General features: G+C 38.2%; 20 protein-coding genes. 9 read left to right on the top strand and 11 right to left on the bottom strand.

The window, feature by feature from the left end; genetic code table 11:
- Positions 1-420: 420 nt before the first annotated feature.
- The 7 genes from arcC to D7I46_RS10300 all read right to left on the bottom strand — a co-directional run bounded on the left by arcC (position 421) and on the right by D7I46_RS10300 (position 7506).
- Complete coding sequence (arcC, locus tag D7I46_RS10330) at positions 421-1368, bottom strand: carbamate kinase (protein ID WP_120772804.1); 948 nt, start codon at positions 1366-1368, stop codon at positions 421-423.
- Between the two features lie 17 nt (positions 1369-1385).
- Positions 1386-2483 (bottom strand): agmatine deiminase, encoded by a 1098-nt coding sequence (aguA, locus tag D7I46_RS10325; RefSeq protein ID WP_120772803.1) that lies wholly within the window; start codon positions 2481-2483, stop codon positions 1386-1388.
- 13 nt (positions 2484-2496) lie between these two features.
- On the bottom strand, positions 2497-3858 hold the full coding sequence (locus D7I46_RS10320; protein WP_120772802.1) for an APC family permease: 1362 nt from the start codon (positions 3856-3858) through the stop codon (positions 2497-2499).
- A gap of 15 nt (positions 3859-3873) precedes the next feature.
- Positions 3874-4896 (bottom strand): putrescine carbamoyltransferase, encoded by a 1023-nt coding sequence (ptcA, locus tag D7I46_RS10315; RefSeq protein WP_120772801.1) that lies wholly within the window; start codon positions 4894-4896, stop codon positions 3874-3876.
- 256 nt (positions 4897-5152) lie between these two features.
- A complete protein-coding gene (locus D7I46_RS10310; protein ID WP_120772800.1) occupies positions 5153-6145 on the bottom strand; it encodes a helix-turn-helix transcriptional regulator in 993 nt (330 codons plus the stop codon).
- Positions 6146-6370: 225 nt separating this feature from the next.
- On the bottom strand, positions 6371-6739 hold the full coding sequence (locus D7I46_RS10305) for a VOC family protein (RefSeq protein WP_120772799.1): 369 nt from the start codon (positions 6737-6739) through the stop codon (positions 6371-6373).
- 329 nt (positions 6740-7068) lie between these two features.
- A complete protein-coding gene (locus D7I46_RS10300) occupies positions 7069-7506 on the bottom strand; it encodes an OsmC family protein (protein WP_120772798.1) in 438 nt (145 codons plus the stop codon).
- A gap of 757 nt (positions 7507-8263) precedes the next feature.
- Between D7I46_RS10300 and trpS the strand changes: the two genes are divergently transcribed.
- The 9 genes from trpS (at position 8264) to lpdA (ending at position 18156) form a co-directional block, all read left to right on the top strand.
- Positions 8264-9289: a tryptophan--tRNA ligase gene (gene trpS / locus D7I46_RS10295; RefSeq protein WP_120772797.1), complete on the top strand. Its 1026-nt coding sequence runs from the start codon at positions 8264-8266 to the stop codon at positions 9287-9289.
- Between the two features lie 198 nt (positions 9290-9487).
- Positions 9488-9679: a DUF6440 family protein gene (locus D7I46_RS10290; RefSeq protein ID WP_120772796.1), complete on the top strand. Its 192-nt coding sequence runs from the start codon at positions 9488-9490 to the stop codon at positions 9677-9679.
- Entirely contained in the window at positions 9676-10320 is a 645-nt protein-coding gene (locus tag D7I46_RS10285) for an HD domain-containing protein (RefSeq protein ID WP_120772795.1), read from the top strand. Before D7I46_RS10290 ends, D7I46_RS10285 begins: the two co-directional genes overlap by 4 nt.
- 220 nt (positions 10321-10540) lie before the next feature.
- Positions 10541-11407, top strand: a complete 867-nt coding sequence (locus D7I46_RS10280) for a glycerophosphodiester phosphodiesterase (protein WP_120772794.1) — start codon at positions 10541-10543, stop codon at positions 11405-11407.
- A 233-nt stretch (positions 11408-11640) separates the two neighbouring features.
- Positions 11641-12642, top strand: a complete 1002-nt coding sequence (locus D7I46_RS10275; RefSeq protein WP_120772793.1) for a lipoate--protein ligase — start codon at positions 11641-11643, stop codon at positions 12640-12642.
- 82 nt (positions 12643-12724) lie between these two features.
- Complete coding sequence (locus tag D7I46_RS10270) at positions 12725-13849, top strand: thiamine pyrophosphate-dependent dehydrogenase E1 component subunit alpha (protein ID WP_120772792.1); 1125 nt, start codon at positions 12725-12727, stop codon at positions 13847-13849.
- Between the two features lie 2 nt (positions 13850-13851).
- Positions 13852-14832 (top strand): alpha-ketoacid dehydrogenase subunit beta, encoded by a 981-nt coding sequence (locus D7I46_RS10265; protein WP_120772791.1) that lies wholly within the window; start codon positions 13852-13854, stop codon positions 14830-14832.
- A complete protein-coding gene (locus D7I46_RS10260; protein WP_120772790.1) occupies positions 14825-16408 on the top strand; it encodes a 2-oxo acid dehydrogenase subunit E2 in 1584 nt (527 codons plus the stop codon). The genes D7I46_RS10265 and D7I46_RS10260 overlap by 8 nt, the downstream gene beginning before the upstream one ends.
- A gap of 329 nt (positions 16409-16737) precedes the next feature.
- The gene (gene lpdA, locus D7I46_RS10255) at positions 16738-18156 is read left to right on the top strand and encodes a dihydrolipoyl dehydrogenase (protein ID WP_120772789.1); all 1419 of its coding nucleotides are present in this window, start codon (positions 16738-16740) and stop codon (positions 18154-18156) included.
- 23 nt (positions 18157-18179) lie between these two features.
- On the opposite strand, the gene D7I46_RS10250 is transcribed toward lpdA, so the two are convergent.
- The 4 genes from D7I46_RS10250 to recO form a co-directional block, all read right to left on the bottom strand.
- On the bottom strand, positions 18180-19412 hold the full coding sequence (locus D7I46_RS10250; RefSeq protein ID WP_120772788.1) for an MFS transporter: 1233 nt from the start codon (positions 19410-19412) through the stop codon (positions 18180-18182).
- Positions 19413-20675 carry a radical SAM/SPASM domain-containing protein gene (locus D7I46_RS10245; RefSeq protein WP_120772787.1) on the bottom strand — a complete coding sequence of 421 codons (1263 nt, stop codon included), beginning with the start codon at positions 20673-20675 and terminating at the stop codon, positions 19413-19415.
- A 230-nt stretch (positions 20676-20905) separates the two neighbouring features.
- Complete coding sequence (locus D7I46_RS10240) at positions 20906-21802, bottom strand: Rgg/GadR/MutR family transcriptional regulator (RefSeq protein WP_240424415.1); 897 nt, start codon at positions 21800-21802, stop codon at positions 20906-20908.
- Complete coding sequence (recO, locus tag D7I46_RS10235; protein WP_120772786.1) at positions 21799-22554, bottom strand: DNA repair protein RecO; 756 nt, start codon at positions 22552-22554, stop codon at positions 21799-21801. Before recO ends, D7I46_RS10240 begins: the two co-directional genes overlap by 4 nt.
- Positions 22555-22706: the final 152 nt, after the last annotated feature.

The following is a 22706-nucleotide window of genomic DNA, read 5'->3' as shown; positions in this document are numbered from 1 at the left end:
ATATAATATCTCCACTAAAGAGGTTGGATTCCATTTTTATCAAACCAAGTACTGCTATCCCACTATCCCATGTGCTTAAAATCCAAGCTTTCACTTCTCTTATATTGGGAGTTAAGCAAAACGCAGTTATCATACGAACCAGTAGCTTCAACAAATTGATTGCTCAACCTTTCAAAGAATGATTTGATAATCAAATTATACCAAGATGAGAGGACGATTTGCAAGAAATGATGAAAAATAGAAAATCTCGGAGAGAAACGAAGTTTCTTGGAGAGATTTATCTTTTGTCACCCATTTCTAATCATGCGAACTCAGTTATAGCAAAAACTAAGTGCCTTCACCTCATTCTTATGACTCATCATTATAATTAAAATCGCAAAAAATAGCATGGCATTTTTCTCCATACTACTTTTTATTACTTTAATCAGGAATAATTCGCGTTCCTGCACCGCTTTTAACAAAGTTTGTTACATTATCAAGTGAAGTAATCGTAGCAACTTTTCCCGTATTCTCCACAAAAGAAACTGCTGCCGCAACTTTGGGTTTCATCGAACCCGCTGCAAATTGATTCTCAGCCAAATACTTCTTCATCTCGCTCACCGAGACAGTTCCCAAAGTCTGCTGGTTGGGTTTACCATAATTTAGAAAAACATCGCCAACAGAAGTAAAAATCACAAGTTCATCTGCATCCACAAGTTCAGCAAGCTTGGCTGCAGAAAAATCTTTGTCAATGACCGCTTCAACCCCTTTAAAACCATTATCCTCCTCAACAACTGGAATACCTCCGCCGCCAGATACCGTCACTAACACAGCTGCATCTAATAAAGGCTTGATTGCTTCCGCTTCCACAATACGTAAAGGTAATGGTGAAGGTACAACACGACGATAGCCGCGACCCGCGTCCTCAATTATTTTCCAATCAGGATATTGTATTTGAATCTCTTTAGCCTCTTGTTCTGTATAAAAAGGCCCAATTGGTTTCGTTGGATTTTCAAAAGCAGAGTCATTAGCATCAACAACTGTTCTAGTCACCACAGACACAAAGGGAACTTCTGACATCTTATTATCAATCAAAGCTTTAGTAAATGCTTGACCCATCCAAAATCCAATTTGTCCTTGAGTCATAGCAACCGCAGTATCAAGAGGCATTGCAGGATTTTTAGGAGAATCACTCTCCAATTGTTGCAACAACAGATTTCCAACTTGAGGACCATTACCATGTGTGATGACCATCTCAACATCATTCCCTTTAATTAACGGAATTAACTGTTCAGCAGTTCTTTGAAGAGCCTCCGCCTGTGCCTGAGCTGTTGGATTGTCTGTCAAAATCGCATTTCCCCCAAGAGCAACGACAATACGCTTTCCCATTTTATTCTAGTCTCCTTTTACGCCTTAGGTTGTTGTTGCGTAATACAGTGAATATTTCCCCCACCATATACAACTTCTACAGTATTAACCCCGACAATTTCACGTTCTGGGAACATCTCCTGAACCTGTTGCAAAGCTAATGCATCATTTTCATCCCCATATTGCGGAACAATAACTCCGTTATTTGTAATCAAGAAATTCATATAAGAAGCAATACAGATATCGCCATCTTCACGAGGAAGTGTTCCTTCAACCGTATCAATCTTGAAATCCCCCTTAATCGTAACGTTATTGACTGGACAAGTCAGCTTATGCACTTTCAGTTGACGACCTTTGGCATCTGTCATTTCACTCAAACGTTTGTAGGCATCCTGTGCTGCTTCATAAAAAGGTGAATGAACATCCTCTGTATAAATACAAGCCACCTCACCTGGAGCAACAAAACACGCAACATCATCCACATGACCATTTGTTTCTTCAGGGTCAATTCCATCACCAAGCCAGAGGACTTTTTCCGCATTCAAATGCTCTTTAAGCATATTTTCAATTTCTACTTTAGTCATATGGGGATTACGTCCCTCAGACAAAAGACACATTTCTGTCGTTAAAACCGTCCCCTCTCCATCAACATGGAAAGAGCCACCTTCTAGTACAAAATCATTTGTTCGATAAGAATCAACAGCTTCCAGCTCACAAACCTTTTGTGCCACTAAATCATCTTGATCCCAAGGGAAGTATAAACCATCAACTAATCCTCCCCATGCATTAAAAGTCCAGTCATTTGCACGAAGTTCACCCTTATCATTAATCACGAATGTCGGACCACAATCTCGCACCCAAGAATCATTATTTGAGACCTCAATCACTCTGATCTCATCCGCCAGTTGATAACGTGCATTTTGATATTGTGCTTTAGAAACCAACATTGTGACAGGCGTAAATTGACTGATTGCTTTAGCCACATTAGCAAATGCAATCTGTACTGGTTTTGCACCATCACGCCAGTTATCTGGACGTTCTGGCCAAATCATAAACACTTGTTTTTGTGCTTCAAATTCAGCAGGCATCCGAAATCCATCTTGTTTTGGTGTGGTACCAATAATACGTTTTGACATTTTTATTTCTCCTTTATTTTTTTATCTTTTTTGTCCAAATAATTAATTCACCAATAATGATAAAGATAATTGCTCCAATCGTAATCGGAAGCTGTTCTTTTAGCGAGGCCTTATCAAATTGCAGTGGAATAGCAGTAAAAATGAGTGAAATAATGATAATAATCATTGGTAAAGCTGTGTATAACTTCAATACTCCTATCCCACCACTTACCCGAAAAGGGCGAGGAGTATCAGGATCAATTTTACGCAACTTAAAGAATGCAGGAAATACTGGAACATAACTCAATAAGAACAAAACGAGATTTAAAGAGAAGAATGACCAGAACAAGTCCTGATTAGGTAAGATTGGAGCAATAACAACAATTATCGTTGCCACAATCCCATTCATCAATGCAGCGCCCCAAGATATTCCATTAGACGAACGTCGTTTTGAGAAGAATTTAGGCATATCACCATTATCAGCAGCATAACTTGCAATATTATTTACCCCTTGTGACCAGGAAACCATATTACCAAACAAGGTCAGCATGAACAGAAAGGCAATCAAGCTGATAAACCAACCCGTTGGTGTACCTAACATCACCTGAAAACTATCCACTAAGCCTGAACTCGTCGAAAGTTTATCCGTCGGAATCGCAACACCAATCCCAAAAGCTGAAAACATATAGATTGCTGCAATAACCACCCCACCAATAATGATTGATTGAGGAATTTGTTTTTTAGGATTTTCCATACTATCAGCAAAAGTACATATTACCTCAAAACCTAGCAGATTAAAGATAATCACTGAGATAAAAGATAAACTATGCAAATCAAAGCTTGGTAAAAGTGAAGCTAAGGTATAATGGTTCGCTACACCATGTGTGATTGCAGAATAAACTCCAAAGCCACCCAAAGCCAAAGCTAAGAACACTTTTATGACTGCACCACCATTCAGAATCCAAACACTATCACTTACAGGATATAGACTGATTAAGACAATCACCCAAATAAAGACAAGTTCAATAACCAATGCAATAGGTGTATTGAGTTGAAAACCAAATATTTTTTGTAGTAAGTCTGGGCAAAGTACAGCAAGCGAAGCCATCCAAAGTGGGAAATTAATCCAATAAAACCAAGAAACACGCGCTCCCCAACGATGGCCGAAAGCCTTTGTTACCCAATCATAAAGTCCTCCTTCACCTGTATAAGTTGTTCCAAGCTCAGAAGTAATCAGACCATAAGGCAACAGAAAAGCAATAATCAAAACAATCCACCAAAAGAACTGAGAGTTACCAATGGCAGCAACAGGTGCTGCTGCCTCGGCAACAAAAACAACACAAATGACAGAAAGAATTGCACTCGCTAAGCTAAATTTTTTCTTTCCATTTTCCATAGAAGACACACTTTCTTATTTCGCTAAGTAAGCTTCTAAATCAGCTTGTGCCTCAGCTTGTGCTTTTAAATCATAAGGATTTTTTTCTTGATAATCACGTAGGAGATAGACAAGCAAAGCACGAATTGAAGTCAAACGATTCTCTGCTTCATCAAAACAGATTGAATTTTCACCATCAATCACAGCATCAACGACTTCTTCACCGCGCGAAGCTGGTAAACAGTGCATAAATTTAGTATTGATGCCTGCTTTATTCATCATCTCAGGTGTCACTTGATATTTAGGGAAGAAAATCGCTAAACGTTCTTCTTCTGAAAGTTCTGCATCATATAAGCCGTACCAAACATCTGTGTAAAGAAAATCTGCACCTACGATAGAAGCTTCATCATCTGTCACTTCAAAAGTTCCTCCTGAAACTTCACAGTTTGCTGCCAACTTGGCTTGGTGTTCTGCATTAAGTTGATAACCTTTAGGACCAAAGTGAACGAAGTGCATTCCCATTTTTGTCGCAATAAGTCCCAATGAGAAACAAACTTGCGTTGCATCTCCGACAAAAACAACTTTACAATCTTCAAGCTTCTTACCTGCTGGTAAGTGTTCAATAATGGTGGTTAAATCTCCGATTTCTTGTGTAGGATGATTATAGTCTGACATTCCATTAAGGACTGGAATTGTTGTGTGCTTTGCCAGATTATTCACGGATTCATGACGATCAACACGTGCCATAATCACATCCAGCAAACGGGAAAGAACTGTACTTGTATCTTCTATTGTTTCGTGTCCGCCGAGTTGAATCTGACCCGGAGCCAAATACTCCGCGTGTCCTCCAAGTTGCGTCATCGCAGTTTCGAAAGAAACACGTGTCCGCGTAGATGTTTGTTGAAAAATCATACCAAGTGATTTATTCTTCAACAGTGGTGGATAGTAGCCATTTTTAATCGCCGCTTTAATCTTCAATCCAAGATTCACAATGTCAAGAATTTCTTCTTTGCTGTAATCTTCTGTTGTGATAAAATCACGTTTTTTCGATGCTGTCATTTTTTTATTCCTCCTGAATAAAATAGTAAATTAAATTTTCGCTCTCCCTTTCGGGAACGTTTTCAGTATATCAGGAGCATATTTTTAAAACAATCAACCTAAAGATATAATCTTTGAAAATTCATGAAAGCCCTTTTATATCAATGGATTAAATTAAAAAGTTTAGTAAGGTTTAGAGCATTTACTTAATAATTTATGAAGCTTTCATCTTTGCAAAAAGAAAATATCTGCTCATTTAGAACAGATATTTTTATCATTATTTATTTTTTCCGTTTTTTTTGAATTCTTCCCACACCTCACAAACATCTGAGCGTCGCTCAATTTGAAGCTTGATAAAAATATTGTGAGTATGTGTTTTTACTGTTCCAAGAGAGAGGTAGAGTTGATTTGCAATCTCCTGATTGTGCTTGCGTTTTATGAGTAAGTCAAGGATTTCCGCTTCTCTTTGAGTGATACCATAAGTAGCTACAAATTTATCAAAGTAAAATGATTCCTCATATGTACGCGCAGCATTTTCTTCATCAACATCAATATTTACTATATCTAGTGAAGGAGGAATTATTTGATTTACAGAATTTGTTTCATAATTAAACAAAAAATACTTAATCGCTACCATACAAAGTGAGATGTGAAAAATATCCTCAGATACATTGCGATTATGAATTTTTAACATATTAGCGTGATAGATATCTCTAAAGAAAATAACAAAAGTATCTTCTGAAACAATAGCTATTCCAAAAATCAAAGCCAATAGACCGAGCCATTTCGCATAATTTCGCCATACAATTGACTGCTCTATCTTATGGTAGTGCTTGAGCAAGTAAATTCCCATATAAATTGTGACAGCCTGACTTGGAAAATAGTAGAGCCATACTTTCAATGCAGAATTACTAAAAAAAGGAACCACAATGAGCCATAAAGCAAATACGATATAAATTCCGTATTGGTGATATTTTATCTTTTCTTCAAGTAATTCATTGATTAGCTTTAAAGCAATTGCAAAAATCGCTAAATAATAAAGCGTTTCAATGATTGGATTTACCATGAATTGTCGGTTATAATCGCTGGCAAATGTTTTAAATGTTTCCGACATGGTTACAAGTAAGCCATTCAAGATAAGAAGAAGAAAATAAAGTGTTATTAACAAGTAGTTCTTCTTATGCTCTTTTAAATAGCTCCCCAAAGCAAATGACATCACAAGTGTATAGAGGATTGTTAGGAAAGTAGTATAAATATAATTAAAAATCATTAGGGTTAAACCTACTTACATTATTATCTAATCATATCATATCATAAAAATGAGCAATTAAAACCCCTTTCTCTGCATGATAAAACTATTTTATCTTATACTAACCTCAAAATTATATACACTTTTCATTCTGACACTGTGTTGAATATTTATTAATCTTTCATGAAGTATTTAAGTTATCGTTAAACAAAAAAAGCGCTAACTAGCACTTTTAATTTTTCATATTTAGGCTTCCATGAAGGCAAAATAAGAACCATTTGGACTTTGAAAGTTGAATGTGTGTTTACCACCCATATCTTGTAAATCGCTGATAAAACCTCCTTGAGTCTTTACATTATCATACCATTTTGAAATATCTGATACTGTAAATAAAATAGATGGCTTATTATCAGCTACTTCTGGACTCATCAACTTGATGAATTCAATATCAAAAATCTGCAAACGGGCGTTTCCTTCTGCTTGCGGAGCAAAGGTTACTGTTTCAGATTCCGCAATTGTTTCACGAGAAATTTCTGAAAATCCGATGGATTGAAAAAAGTGAGCTTCTGCTTTTACATCTTGAACGTAAAGCATAGTGCACATATTAAAAATCATAGTCATACTCCTTTAAGATATGAGGGGCGCTCGTCCTGAAATTAGGAAAATTAGAAAACTACAGGTTCGTCCAAAAACAAGGTTCTGGAAGTTGCCATTTCGCCTTACAATTTTAATTGATTACGATTTCGACTAGGCACTTTAGTGCTTTTGCAAGAATCGACAGAGTAACGAAGTGGAGGTAGAGTGAATGGACAGCAGAGCATCTATTTTCAATGATTTCAAATTTATCTAATCGCCTAGCTTTTAGAATCCCGAACTCAATTAATTAGCTTAATAAATTCATTGTACCAAAAAAAACGAGCAAAAATGCTCGTTTTATCCAATTTTTATCCTAAAGTTGCTTCTAAGGTAATATCAACTCCTGCCAAAGCCTTTGAAACTGGACAATTTTCCTTTACTTCTTGAGCAATTTCTTGAAAATCTTTTTCTGACAGCCCTGGAATGACAGAATGATTGGTTAATTTGATTCCTGTAATAGCTGGTCCGTCTGATGTAACATCAAAAGTAACATCAGCAGTAGTATCTACGCTCGTTGGAACAAGTCCTTTTGTTCCTAAAACAAGTGAGAATGCCATGCTAAAACAGGCGGCATGAGCTGCACCAAGTAATTCTTCTGGTGTTGTAATATGTGCTTGACTATCAAGACGTGCTTTAAAATTGTAAGGAACTTCTGTAAAAAGTTGTGAACTTTCTGCTGAAATTGTACCAAAACCATTTTCAAGTGAATCTTCCCAGTGTGCAGATGCTGTGGATACGTTTGCCATAATTTTCTCCTTTTGGGTAGAGTTCGACTACCCAAAGACGAAAGATTGGGCATACAAACTCATTATTGTAATCTTTTAAATGTAAAACATTTTTTACATTTTGAGTATAGCGCTTTATCCTGAGAAATTCAAGAAATTGCTACCAGATTGAAGCAATTGACAGTTTCTTACAAAAAGTGTAAAATTTAAACCATCAAGAAAGTAGCTTTGATGCTAGATGTGCTCAAAATGAATTGCATTTTTGAACCATCTGAATGAAATCTCTAGAAAGTCGGCGGCGGTGTAAGTCGATGTTTTCAACGAAGTGAATGGGCTTGATTTGCAATTACAAAAAACAAAAATGATTTTTTACAATAGATGTGCTCGGAAACGCTACTTTTTTGTCGAGTTACGCTTTGACACTCCGCTTAAAGCGGATGGATAACGTGACCTCGTAGCAAAGATGTTAAACAGACTGCTCATATAGATCACTTAGTTGTTACAAGGTTGCGTCTTAGGTTCGCATCAAAAGCAACCTGAGTAGACGTCACAACTTTAATAAAGTATTCATCTCTTGAAAAAATTACGGTAGCTTCCGTTATAAAGCGACTTGTCTTTGGCAAGTTTTGAGGAAATCTTATGATTTCAAATCACGGTGGCACCGCGCAGATAGCGCCCGTAGAGCATTATTTTTTATGATGTTCTACGGGCTTTTTTGCTCCAAATTTAAACTGAAGAAAGGAATTGAGCTTACTCCTTGACAAGCTCATCTTAAATTATGACTAAACCAACTATATTAACAGGCGATCGCCCTACTGGAAAACTTCACATCGGACATTACGTTGGCTCGCTCCAAAATCGTGTGAAAATGCAAAATGAAGGTAAATATAATATGTTTATCTTTCTTGCCGACCAGCAAGCGTTGACCGACCATGCTAAAGAACCTGAAAAAATTATTCAATCTGTGGGTGATGTTGCACTAGACTATCTAGCAGCTGGACTTGACCCTGAAAAATCAACGATTTTTATTCAAAGTCAGATTCCAGAGCTTGCTGAATTATCCATGTATTACATGAATCTTGTTTCTTTGGCACGTTTGGAGCGTAATCCAACGGTTAAGACAGAGATTGCTCAAAAAGGTTTTGGCGAATCTATCCCTGCAGGATTTTTAGTCTATCCTGTGTCACAAGCGGCTGATATCACAGCTTTTAAGGCAACTCATGTGCCTGTTGGCAATGACCAAAAACCGATGATTGAGCAAACACGTGAGATTGTGCGTTCATTCAACAATGCTTACCATGCTGATGTTTTAGTTGAACCAGAAGGTATTTATCCTGAAAACGAAGCAGCTGGACGTTTACCAGGGCTAGATGGTAATGCAAAAATGTCTAAATCACTCAATAATGGAATTTTCCTTGCGGACGATGCGGATACTTTGAAGAAAAAAGTGATGAGTATGTATACTGATCCTGACCATATCAAAGTTGAAGACCCTGGTAAAATCGAAGGAAATATGGTTTTCCATTATCTTGATGTTTTTGGTAATGCAGATGATGCGGCAACTATTGCTGAGATGAAGGCACAATATCAGGCAGGTGGACTTGGTGACGTGAAAACAAAACGCTATCTGCTCGAAGTGCTTGACCGAGAATTGTCGCCAATACGTGCGCGCCGAATTGAGTTTGCCAAAAATATGGACTATGTCTATGATATGCTCAAGCAAGGTTCTTTGAAAGCGGAAGCTGTCGCTAGTCAAACGCTTGATGAAGTTAAGTCTGCTATGGGAATTAATTATTTTAAATAATATATGGATTATTCACTTGTTTTAAAATTTGACGATGCGTTCAATGAAGTTATTCAAAGCGTTTGGAACATTTTTGAAAAGGCTCACTTATCAACTTATCATCTGGCTTTGATGTTGAAATTGCACTTATAGAACTTAGTGATAAAAATTCAGATATTAAAATAATTAAAACAGTAAGTCTAAATTGGGAGAACTTTTATGGACAAAAATGACATCAAAGAACGGTTTGAACAAACAACTGGAAAAGCAGCACCGCTTGAAACGAATACAGTTATTGTGGACAAAGAAACTGGGATTGAGTATCTTTTTCATGCTGCTGGTTATGCGGGCGGATTGACTGTACTAATGGACAAAGAAGGAAAACCTCGGATTAATAAGGATTACCAATGATTGATTTAGAAAAAATTGCAGAATTTGCTAAAAAAGTTCATATAGAAAACAATGATGGTCATGGTTTTGACCATATTGAACGCGTGGTAGCTTTGGCAAATAAAATTTTACTGACAGAGCCGTCAGCAAATCGTGAGATTGTGCTGGCTGCTTGTTACTTGCATGATACCTATGACGAAAAATTGACAGACCATGTAGAGCAGCAGAAAATTTTTGTCAGTGAATTTTTAAATACTGTCAGTACTGACAGTATTGTCAACAAGCAGATTTTCATTATCATTGACAATATGAGCTTTTCGTCAAATATCGAAAGTCGGAAATCCTTAGACATCAATGGACAGATTGTGCAGGATGCTGACAGGCTTGATGCTATGGGCGCTTGGGGCATTGCTCGTACGCTAGAGTATGGATGGGCACATGGCCGCGTACTTTATGACCCTGCTGACAAACCTGTCAACGTACTGACAAAGGCTGATTATCATCAAAAAAAGAGAACCACGCTTAATCATTTTTATGAAAAACTTTTTTTGCTTGAAGATTTACTCAATACCGATGAGGCAAAAAATATAGGCAAAAAACGAAATCAAATCATGCATGATTTTGTCAAAGCAATAGAGCAGGAATATGACGAAAGTCACTGACCAATTTCTGTCAGTAAGAATCATCTTGCGAAATCTTATGTCACTGAATTCAGGATGTTTACCAAGAGCAAGAGGCAAGGGGATGTTCACATCTTAAATCGGACTCAAAAAATTAATAAATGTAAAACTTAAAACTTGCACAAGCATAAATCTGGATTTTCCTATTTTTCACAGTTTCAGGGCAAGACTTCCTCATATCTTAAACGAAAGGAGAATACACATGGTTATCGGTTTATCCAACCTTATCAATAAAACATTACGTACGCTTGACAAGCGAAAATTCGGTAAATCAGAAAAATGGCTGAGTCGGAATCAACAGATGAATCATGAAGTTCAAACTTTTGTCTTTGCTCATCGTGGTTCCAAATGCAATCGTCCCGAAAATACGCTTGCTTCATTTCGTGAAGCAGTCCGTGTTCATTCTGATGGGATTGAACTTGATGTGCATCTTTCTATTGATGGTGAACTTATTGTCATTCATGATGAAAAAATTGACCGAACAACCACAGGTAAAGGACTTGTACGCAAGATGACTGTTGCCGAGCTCAAAAGGTTCGACGCAGGCTCTTGGTTCAAAGAAGATTTTCGTGGAGAAAAAATACCAATCCTTTCGGAAGTCCTGTCATTACTGACAGATTTACACTTCACAGGAAGCTTGAATATCGAAATCAAGACTGACAAATATCACTATCCAGGTATTGAAAAAAAGCTGTCAGTACTGATGAAAAGCCAGCAGTGGCCTTTTACCCATTTGTATAGCTCTTTTAATATTGACTCTCTAAAAATTCTCAGCGAAATTGAACCCGATGTCGAATTAAGTTATCTCACTAATAATCGACTTAAAAAGATTGAAAATGGGTTACTGACAGATTTTATTACCAGTATTCACCCTCGTAAATCCTACGCATTCAAGCATCCTGTCCTTACAGCATTGTCCAATAAACCTGTCAGACTTTGGACAGTAAATAGCGAATCTGAAATGCGACAAGCTTTTCATGAAAACGTCGCTGGCATCATCACAGACTATCCTGAACAAGCAATTCGTATCCGTAATCAAATTCAAAAACAGCCAAATGATACTAACTAGTCTACTGCCTTGCAATGATTAGGAAAATAGTATCAGGCTGTTTTTTATTAAATAGTAAAATGATAAGTCTTTCACAAAATTCACAGAAACAAAGTGAATATTAACACTAATTGTAAGCGCAATCCATTTTTCTTTACATTTCCTTTCACAAGGGGTATAATTAAGCTGTATGTGTAAATTTGTCAAATAACTTTGACAAAGGCAACACAATGATTTGGGAAGGATGCATAAACATGCAATTTATCAACTATCTAGGTCAAGACGCTTACACCAACATCGCTATGGACAGCTGGCTACTCTACAATTTAAAACCAACTGAGCCTGTTTTTTCATTATGGCAAAACAAACGTGCAGTTATTGTAGGTCGCAACCAGAATACTTTTGCCGAGGTCAATCAAGACTATATCGACAATCACGATGTCCAAGTCGTTCGTCGTGTATCCGGAGGTGGTGCAGTATATCACGATGAGGGAAATATCTGCTTCACATTTTTTGTCCCCGTTGAAAGTTCGGCATCTGTCAACTTTAAACAATTTGTCCAGCCCATGTATGATGCACTTCATGCTGTTGGCATTAATGCTCAAATCACAGGTCGTAACGATCTTGAAGTCGAAGGTAAGAAAATATCAGGTAATGCTCAGCGCTACGCTGGTGGCTACCTCATGCATCACGGAACACTTCTCTGGGATACCGATGTTGAAGCCATGATTCGCTCGCTCAATGTCAGCGATGAGAAATTCGTCAGCAAAGCAGCAAAATCTGTCCGCGCTCGCGTTGGTAACATCAAAGATTATGCTCCTGAGGACTTGACATTAGATAGTTTCATCGAAGCATTAAAATACTATCTCACTGATGAAGGAAAAGACAATGAACTTATCTTGAGTGACAATCAACTCGCAGGTATCAAAGATTGGCGTGATAGCCAATTCTCCACTTGGGATTGGAATTATGGTGAGTCACCAAAATTCGCATTTAGCAATCATGCTAAATTTACAGGTGGTAGCATCGACGTCCAAGTCAATGTAGAACACGGAAAAATCACAGAAATCAATTTTCTCGGTGATTTCCTCGGTGTTCGTGACTGGCGTGATATTAAAGAGCAGTTTATCGGCATCGAATTCACTCCTGAAGCCGTCCATAAAGTTCTCACTTCCAACAAAGAAGGACAATATTTCGGAACAATTGAAAACGATGAACTCGCTCAAATGTTCAAAGCCGATGACTTAGTTGAATAATGCTTAATTCACAAGCTTTATTCAAGAAAAACTACTAGAAAAATGCTAAATTTCTAAATAGGAAATAGAAAGGAAATCTATAATGTCAAACAGTAAACAAATCTTAGATTTCAAAACGCAACTCGAATTGCAAGATACTGCATTCCCAATGTTGCAAATCCTCAACGAAGAAGGAAAAATCGTTGATGAAGATGGACTTAAACGTGCAGAACTATCTGATGAAAAACTTGTCGAACTCTTCAAGAGTATGCTTTTTGCGCGTCAAGTAGACATTCGTTCAATGAAACTCGCAAAACAAGGACGTATGGGGTTCTTTGGTCCCCATGCAGGTCAAGAAGCTTCTCAAATGGCCTCAGCCTTTGCATTTACAGATGAAGACTGGCTTTTCCCAGGCTATCGCGACCTTCCACAGATTTATTCAAAAGGTTGGCCAATCTGGAAAGGGCTTCTTTGGTCTCGTGGACACCAGCTTGGTAATGAATACACTACTGATGATGGAAAACCAGTCAATTCATGGTTCCCACAAATCATCATCGGCGCTCAATACGTTCAAGCTGCCGGTGTTGCTCTTGGACTCAAAAAACGTAAAAAAGATGCCGTAGCTTTTGTTTATACAGGTGATGGTGGTTCTTCACAAGGCGATACTTATGAAGGAATCAACTTTGCCGGAGCTTACAAAGCCCCACTTGTTGCCTTCATTCAAAATAACGGTTTTGCGATTTCAACTCCTCGAAGTCTTCAAACTGCTGCACCACATTTAGCTGCAAAAGGATGGGCTGCTGGTGCGCCATCTATTGTTGTTGATGGTATGGATGCTATCGCAATGTACCTCGCTTCAAAAGAAGCACGCGCTTGGGCCGTCGCTGGTAATGGTCCCGTAGTTATTGAAACAATCACAAATCGTCTTGAACCACACTCAACAGCTGGTGATGATCCGCTTCGCTATCGTACAAAAGAAGATATTGATGCTTGGTGGAAGAAAGAACCTCTTGTTCGTATGCGTAAATTCTTGACAGACAAAGGACTTTGGGATACTGCAAAAGAAGAAGCTTATATTGCTGAACTTGATGCTCGCATTGATGCTGACATCAAAAAAGCAAATAATGTTGAAAAACAAAAAATCTCTAGCTTCATCAAAAACACACTTGAAGTACCTAGCCAAGCAATGCTTGAGCAAATTGAAAAATTTGAAAGCGAGGGCAAATAAGAATGGCAGTGAAAACTTATATTGCAGCAATTACAGAAGCGCTTGACCTTGCGCTTGAAAAAGACAAAGACACTCTAGTTTTTGGTGAAGATGTCGGAGAAAATGGTGGGGTATTCCGTGCAACAGATGGACTCCAAAAGAAATATGGTGAAGACCGTGTCTTCAATACTCCGCTTGCTGAATCAGGAATTGGTGGTATGGCGATTGGTCTTGCAACTCAAGGTTTCCATCCCATCATGGAAATTCAATTCGGAACATTTATCTTTGAAGTATTTGACTCTATCGCAGGTCAAATGAGTCGTACACGTTATCGTTTCAACAACACACGTTCAAACAATATCGTTGTTCGTACGCCCTATGGTATCGGAACTAAGACACCTGAGATGCACGCTGATTCAATCGAAGGTTTGTTCTCGCAAATTCCTGGACTTCGTGTTGTAATGCCATCAAATCCGGCTGATGCTAAAGGTTTACTTTTAGCTTCCATCGAAAACAATGACCCTGTCATTTTCCTTGAAAATCTCCACCTCTATCGCTCACTCAAAGGTGAAGTGCCAGAGGGCTATTATACAACACCACTTGACCAAGCTGCTGTAGCTAAAGAAGGTTCTGATGTTTCTATCATCGCCTATGGTGGTACAGTACCGCTTGCACTCAAAGCTGCTGAACAACTTGAAAAAGAAGGAATCAAGGCAGAAGTCCTTGACCTGCGCACTGTTGCTCCTCTCGACATCGCTTCTATCGGTAAAACTGTTGAAAAGACTGGTCGTGTCGTAGTCGTTCAGGAAGCCCAACGTACTGCTGGTATTGCGGCAAATGTTATGGCTGAAATTTCAGAACGTTTTGTTTTGAGCCTCAAAGCGCCTATTGGTCGTGTCACTGGTCCAGACTCAATCTTCCCATTTGCTCAAGCTGAAAATGATTGGGCGGTTAAAGCAGAAGATATCGTGAATAAAGTTAAAGAGGTGGTTGATTATGACTGAGATTTTTAAAATGCCTGATATTGGTGAAGGAATGCACGAAGGCGACATCGCTAACTGGCTGGTTAAAGTCGGAGATGTGGTCAAAGAAGATGATCCAATCGCTGAAGTACAAAACGACAAACTCATGCAAGAAATCTTGTCGCCTTACTCTGGCACTGTCACTAAACTTTTTGTTGAAGCAGGGACAACCGTTGAAGTTGATGCCCCTTTAGTTGAATTTGACGGTGATGGAACTGGTGGAGCAACAGAAACTACTCCTGCGCCAGCTGTAGTAGCTGAAGCTCCTACTGGTGATGTTCAAATCTTCACTATGCCTGACATTGGTGAAGGAATGCACGAAGGTGACATCGCTAACTGGCTGGTTAAAGTTGGAGATGTAATCAAAGAAGATGACCCAGTTGCTGAAGTACAAAATGATAAACTCATGCAAGAAATTTTGTCACCTTACTCTGGTACTGTCACTAAACTTTTTGTTGAGGCAGGGACGACTGTTGAAGTTGGTGCTCCTTTAATCGAATACAACGGAAATGGCTCTTCTGCCGCTCCAGCGACAGCAACCCCTGCTCCTGTTGCTGTTGAAGTTACTCCTGCAGTTGCTGCGCCCGCTGGCAATGCACCTTTAACTAAAACAACTTCTGCTGGTCGTGTCCTCGCTATGCCATCTGTACGTCATTATGCGCGTAAAGCTGGTATTGATTTAACACTTGTACCCGCTACTGGTCGTCACGGTCATACAACACTTGCTGATGTCAAAGCTTTTGAATCTGGTAAAGTTGCTCCTCTTGTAGCGCCTAGCACTCCAGAAGCACCTGCTGCGCCTAGCGCACCTAAAGCAGCAGACGCACCTAAAGCGCCTAGCGTCAAAGCGGGTGCAACAGACGAACGTGTAGCGATGAACCCAACACGTAAAGTTGTCTCTAAAGTCATGACTGCACAACACACTCATATTCCACCTGTTACAAACTTTGACCAAGTTGAAGTTTCAAAACTAGTGAAACATCGTGCTGGCTTCAAAGATATTGCGGCTAAACAAGACATCAAGTTGACGTATCTTGCTTATGTGGCTAAAGCTTTGGCTACAACAGCTCATAAATTCCCAGACATCAATGCTTCTGTGGACTACGAAAAACAAGAAATTGTTTACCATGAGCACGTCAATGTCGGTATTGCAGTCAATGCACCTACTGGTTTATACGTACCAGTCATCCATGAAGCTGAAAATAAATCAATCCTTGAAATCGCCAAAGAAATTGCAGAATTGGCAACAGCAACTCGTGATGGTTCATTGAAACCTGCACAAATGCAAGGCTCTACGATTACGATTTCTAACATCGGTTCTGCGCGTGGAAGTTGGTTCACACCAATTATCAACGGTTCTGACGTTGTGATTTTGGGACTTGGCTCTATTGTCAAAGAACCTATCGTAAACGGCGAAGGTGAAATCGTTGTCGGTCAAAACATGAAGCTGTCAATGACCTATGACCACCGTTTGATTGACGGTATGTTGGGTCAAACTTCATTGAACTACTTGAAATCACTTTTGGCTGATCCTGAGTTCATGTTGATGGAAATTTGATTTTCGTTTGCAACTTTTGCTCAGTATTCACACTACTGGAAAAGTTGCGTAAATGTGCCGCTCTGCGGAAAATCATAGGCGACATTTGGCGTTGCATACGTGTCTGAATTATAGGAGCGTAGCTCCCTCTGGAAAATTAAATAGTGACGAGAATATAGCCGATTTATCGGCATATATTCCGCACAGGCGAATTCCTTGATTTACCGTGGCGTTCAGCCGTGACGGCTCCGTAGGAGACTAAACGGATGTTAGCCCCTTTTGAGATCGTTCGCCGAGGATTCGTTACCATTTGATTTTTCAATTTAAAAGTAATGAAAGAGGAATAAAAAATGGTTGTTGGTGCACAAGCAACAGAAGTTGATTTGGTTGTTATTGGTTCAGGCCCTGGCGGTTATGTTGCTGCCATTCGTGCTGCTGAATTAGGCAAAAAAGTTACAGTTATTGAGAAAGATAATGTTGGTGGGGTTTGTTTGAATATTGGATGTATCCCATCAAAAGCCTTGATTAACGTGGGTCACCACTATCAAGAATCTTTGGAAGAACAAAAAGGTGAAAATCCTTTTGGACTTTCAGTTAAAAATGTTGAACTTGACTGGTCTGCTGCGCAAAAATGGAAAGACGAAAAAGTTGTTAATCAATTAACTGGTGGCGTTAAAATGTTGTTGAAAAAACACAAAATTGACGTTATCAAAGGAACTGCCGAATTTGTAGACAATAATACAATTAATGTTGAACAAGAAGATGGTTTCCAACTCTTACAGTTTAACGATGTGATTATCGCTACAGGTTCACGTCCTATTGAAATTCCTCCTTTCCCATTTGGTGGTCGTATTATTGACTCTACTGGTGCGCTCTCACTTCCTGAAGTGCCTAAACACCTGATTATTGTTGGTGGTGGTGTTATTGGCTCTGAGCTTGGCGGTGCTTACCGTATGCTCGGCTCTAAAATCACGATTGTTGAAGGACTTGACCATATCTTAAATGGTTTTGATAAAGAGATGTCTGATATCATCGCAAATCGCGTGAAGTCTGCTGGTTCTGAAATCTTTACCTCTGCAATGGCAAAATCCGCTGTCCAAACAGACAAAGATGTGACTTTGACTTTTGAAGTGGATGGTAAAGAACAAACAGTGACTGGCGACTACTTGTTGGTTTCTGTTGGTCGTCGTCCAAACACAGACTTGATTGGCTTGAATAATACTGATGTTAAATTGACTGACCGCGGTTTAATTGAAGTTGACGACTCTTACGCTACAAACGTTCCTCATATCTATGCTATTGGTGATGTAGTTCCTGGACCTATGCTTGCACATAAAGCTTCATTCCAAGCTAAAGTTGCTGCTGCTGCAATCGCAGGAGCCGAAGATGATGTGGATTTGCACGTCGCTTTGCCAGCCGTAGCTTATACTACAACTGAGCTTGCTACAGTTGGTGAAACACCTGATTCTGTTAAAGAGCGTAAAGATGTCAAGATTTCAAAATTCCCATTTGCCGCAAATGGTCGTGCGATTTCTATGAATGACACCACAGGTTTCTTACGTTTGATTACTGAAACTAAAGAAGGAGCCATTATTGGTGCTCAAATTGTTGGTCCTGGTGCTTCTGACTTGATTTCTGGTCTTTCTCTCGCTATTGAGAATGGATTGACTTCTAAAGACATCTCACTCACTATCCAACCTCACCCAACGCTTGGTGAAGCGATTATGGATACTGCTGAATTGGCTGATGGATTGCCTATTCACGTTTAATCAAACAAAGAACCTCTTCAAAACTACTGGAGAGGTTCTTTGTTTGGCTTGATAAAGATAGGATAAAGGATAGTGATTAAACATGACAATGCAATAAGAGAAAAGGTGAAATTGACACCAATGATATTTGCTAACGCAACATACACTAGTACACCTAAAGAGCTTGCTGTTGCAAAAAATGTTGAAATTCCTCCTCTAACAGTCGCTAAATCTTCTTTTGGAATCATTTGAATAATGATACTTGTCAATTTAGGATTTACCTTTGCAAAAGCATATCCTATGATAAAGAGAACGGCAACTGCAGCTAATCCGAAAGGAATAATAAGCAAGGAGAACAAAATGAGCAAAACCAAAATTGTCCTTAATATCGCTGTCAAACTTCCTTTATGAAACAAGTCATTCATAAAAATTGAGGAGATAAAAATTCCTAAAGAGAATGTAATACTAAACACCGTGACAGCGAATCCAAAACTGCTGTCAAACGGATTGTGATGAACCATAGCGAGGTCAATGAGTGGTAAAATACCATTAATCGAAAAATTGATAATAAGTACCATAATGATAAGATTCGTTGCCGATGCTGCCTGATCCCTTTTGAATACTTCTCCGATTTGTGATAAAGTCGTTTTGATTGAGAAATGAAATTTTTCTTGGTCTAAGTTTACAGTGACATCTAGGGAGTTTCGGCTTCCTAGTAATACAAAACCTGATATCAGGTATAAGCCTGCATTGACTAAGGCAAGAATGGAAAACGAGTGACCTAATAATGCTAAGAGCATGAGTCCAACAGGCTTACCCACAATTCCAATTAAGGAGCTTATCCCTTGCATCAAGCCATAAGCGGATTGTATATCGTTTGATGATACACGCTCCTGCATGATTGGTAGCTCTAAACCGTCTTTATACATTGCAAAGAGCTCATCTACTAAATTCATTAAAATACAAAATAGAAAAATAATAAGGGTGCGCTGCGCAATCACAAGTGCTACAGTTATAAATAAGCCTGATTGAATCCACGAGGTTATAAATAGGGCTCGTTTCTTGTTTATGGTGTGATCCGCCAGATAGCCCATATAAGCATTTAAAAATGTCGGAAAAACCATGAGTAGTGCTGCTAGAGAGATATACATCTTACTATTGGGATAAGTCGAAGCATAGATAATAAAGGCTAATGAGAAGAGATTGCTTCCCATCGTGTTAAAGACATTACAAAGAAAAAGAGACCGAAAAGTGGAGTTTCTTTTGATAAGGTTCATTCAATTCGCTCCAATTTCATACGTAATCAGATTTTGCTTGTCCAATACTAGTATCATTTCTTCGATTTGCCCTTTTGTGGGAAGACAATAGTGAGTTTGCTTGGAAGTCATTCTATTCAGAGGACATCTATTGTTCAGGCAACTTGGTAAGAGTGTACAGGAATAACATTCTTCATCTAGCTCTACTTCTGTCCACATTTTTTCTTTTTTTCTGTCTATTAGCAAATTTCCTTGTTTGTCCAATCTCCCCAAAATATTTCTTTGATCATAAAGAGCGACTGTGCACTTATACACCAAACCCATGGATCCTATGACATAGTGATTTTCTTTTGCTGCATAACATATATTATCTGGTCCCATCGTCCAAATAAACGGTACAACATGACCGCCACGTTCAATAACCCGTTTTGTTAATTCAAGACGGATGTCTTTTTTTACGACTTCTATCTCCTTTTCTCCCCAGTTACCAATATTGTGGAAAAAAAGTAAAATATTTTCTGTATCTCCAAATAGGGAAATGAGATTTGATATATTTTCATCCATCGTTTCATAATTCTCTTTTCCTACGTTTGTCCTAAGGATAATAACCGTATCATCAGTTATATTTTTCTTGATGCTCAACAAATTTTGGATGATTCTAGCATATGTTCCATGTCCATTTTTTAAAAGTCGTTGTTTGTCGTGATAGACTTGCGTCCCGTCAATCGTGATCTGAAAATTATTCACTTTTAAATTCAAAAGTTTTTGAAAAATTCTTGGACTGAGCAAGTAACCATTTGTAGTAATATCTGAATAATATTCCAAGTCATTTTGTCTTGCTAGTTTCAAAACTTCATCACTTAAAAACTCAATGATTTTTAGATTTAGCAATGGTTCTCCACCAAACCATGAAAGTTGTATCTTATCGTATTTTTCCCTATTTTCCGTTATTTCTTTTTTTATAAACCTTAGGACACTCTCTGCAATTTCTTTACTCATCGCACCTTTTTCAAATTTCTCGTAGCAATAGGTGCACCGAAAATTACAATCTTCGTGAATAAGAAGAATGAGTTGGAGTGTCCTATCGATGATTTTAAAGTGAAAATTATTTGACAAAAATTGCTCAGAATTTAAAAGATCATAAATATCACTATTACTGGAAAATTCTTCTATATTTTTAAATAATATGTGAGGATATTTTATGGAGATACCGTTATAAAAATTGTACAAAATCGTGCTGTCTGAGCTTTCTACTTGTTCTACATAATTAGTAAATAATGCCATAGGAGATTCCTTTCCCAAATAAAAAAGAAGAAGCTGCTCATTATGGCAGCTTCAAAGTCTCTCAACTGCAAACATTGATCACATGTTGGCGAGTTTCTTGTGCCTTTTTATTCTTTTTGATTGTGACTTTCATCTTGGTCACCTCCTAATTTTTTTATGATTTGTGACAAGTTGCTTCGTTCTTCGCCACAAGCACAGTGTATCATATAAAAATTAACATTAAAAAATCATTACTTATTTGTAACGATTTTTCTGATCATTTCTGCTGTTTCTGGATAGTCCAGCAATTCATACATTTGCGCTAAAAATTCAAAAATTTGCTGTGCTTCTTGTTTTTTTCCTACCATAAGCAGATATTTTCCTTCTACAAACTTGTACTCCTTTCGATTGTAAACATCTACAATAGGACTCGCAATCAGATTTTTGTAGTCTTTCAGCAACTCATTCGCTTCTTCTTTCATTGTCTTATCAATAAAATAGAGCGCACAATCCCTTATCATTAGTACAACTTGCTGCTTGTGTTGAGGAAACTGGCGGTAAAATTCTGTGCGATTGACTACTTCTTTAGCATAATCAAACACCTGTTTTTCTGACAAGAATGGGATGAATTCTCCAAAAAGAAAAATCTCACTCTCTCCCCACTCCAATACCGAAAACAAATAGTCGCTGACTGCGTTGATTTCTTCAGCTTTGATTTCATAATCTTTGAAATTTTTCAATGCCAGATAGGCCTTAAACTCCAAAGCAAGCCAGTAAAACTTTCTTTGTTTCGTTTTTTGATAATCATTTGCCAAAATCAAATGCTGTTCTTCAATCTTATCCAACTGATTTAGCTCTTGGAATCGTCCAAGATGCTCGACAAGCGAAATTTCTCTAGGCTGTTCGTAACTCCTGATGTGATAGAGATACTCCTCAAAAGAGACCCCTATATTTTCGAGTAATCCAGAAATTTTTGTCAATGTAATATCGGAAATCCCACGCTCAAACCTTGAAACTTGTACTTTTGAAGTGATGTAATTTGTTGACCCTTGATAATCCCCTGCTGCTTTTGACAATGAAAAATTTTTCGCTTCTCTTAATTCTCGGAAAACGTAGCCCCAGTTTGATTGATTCATTTTTTCACTCATTTCATAATATCCGCCCAATTTCCCATACCATCTAAAAATTTCTTTGCTTTGAGGTGAATGCCAACATACTCATCATAAAGTCCGTCAATGAACTGACGGATTTTTTGTTTCATTTCTGGTTTGACAGAAATCTTTTTGAGCTCATCAAGAGAAATTTCCTGAAAAAGATTGCAGAGATAGATAACATTTGGGTCAAGATGACTCCGTCTCAAGTCTTCATCAAAATGTTTCGGACACAAGCAACCACTAAATTTATAGGAAAAATCAAAAGGTCCAGTTGTCGTGTGACAAAAAGCACACTCCGCAAAATTGAGCGAAACACCAAAACGATTAAGCACTTGAAGCTCAAAAATATTGGTAATAATTTCCATATCAAAACCTTCATCAAGCAATTCCAAAGCACGAATCAAAAAAGAAAACAAAGCCGGATCATAGTGGTTGTCAGCAATCGCACTATCTGCAAGACTAATGATATAAGAAGCATGAGCATTGACAAAAATGTCTTCAATGATATGTTTGTAAGTCACCGTTTCGCTGACGTCATCAATAAAACTAAAACCTTCATCATTGATTGTCGCTGTCAGTACTGATGAAGTAAAGTTTTGCAATCCACTAGCATATTTTGATTTACCAAAGTTTTTTACAAAAAACATTCGCTTACCAAACGATTCAGTAAAAATTTTTACAAGCTTATCTTTTTCTTTGTAATTTTGACTATAAAGAATCAAACCACGTGTTTCAACATCCCGCATCATCTCTCCTTTCACCTACTTTTTATTTAATTATAGCAAGATGTGGGCAACACCGTCAAGAAGTGTAGAGAAATGCCAGTTGGCTCTTTGTAGCTAATGGACAGCGTAGTGCCAGGAAGCACGGAGATAGAAAAATGTGGTTCTGCCCGTAG

Source organism: Lactococcus allomyrinae (assembly GCF_003627095.1).
Taxonomy (GTDB): domain Bacteria; phylum Bacillota; class Bacilli; order Lactobacillales; family Streptococcaceae; genus Lactococcus; species Lactococcus allomyrinae.
Note: the sequence above shows the minus strand (reverse complement) of the source record. Positions and strands in the feature narration are given on the sequence as shown.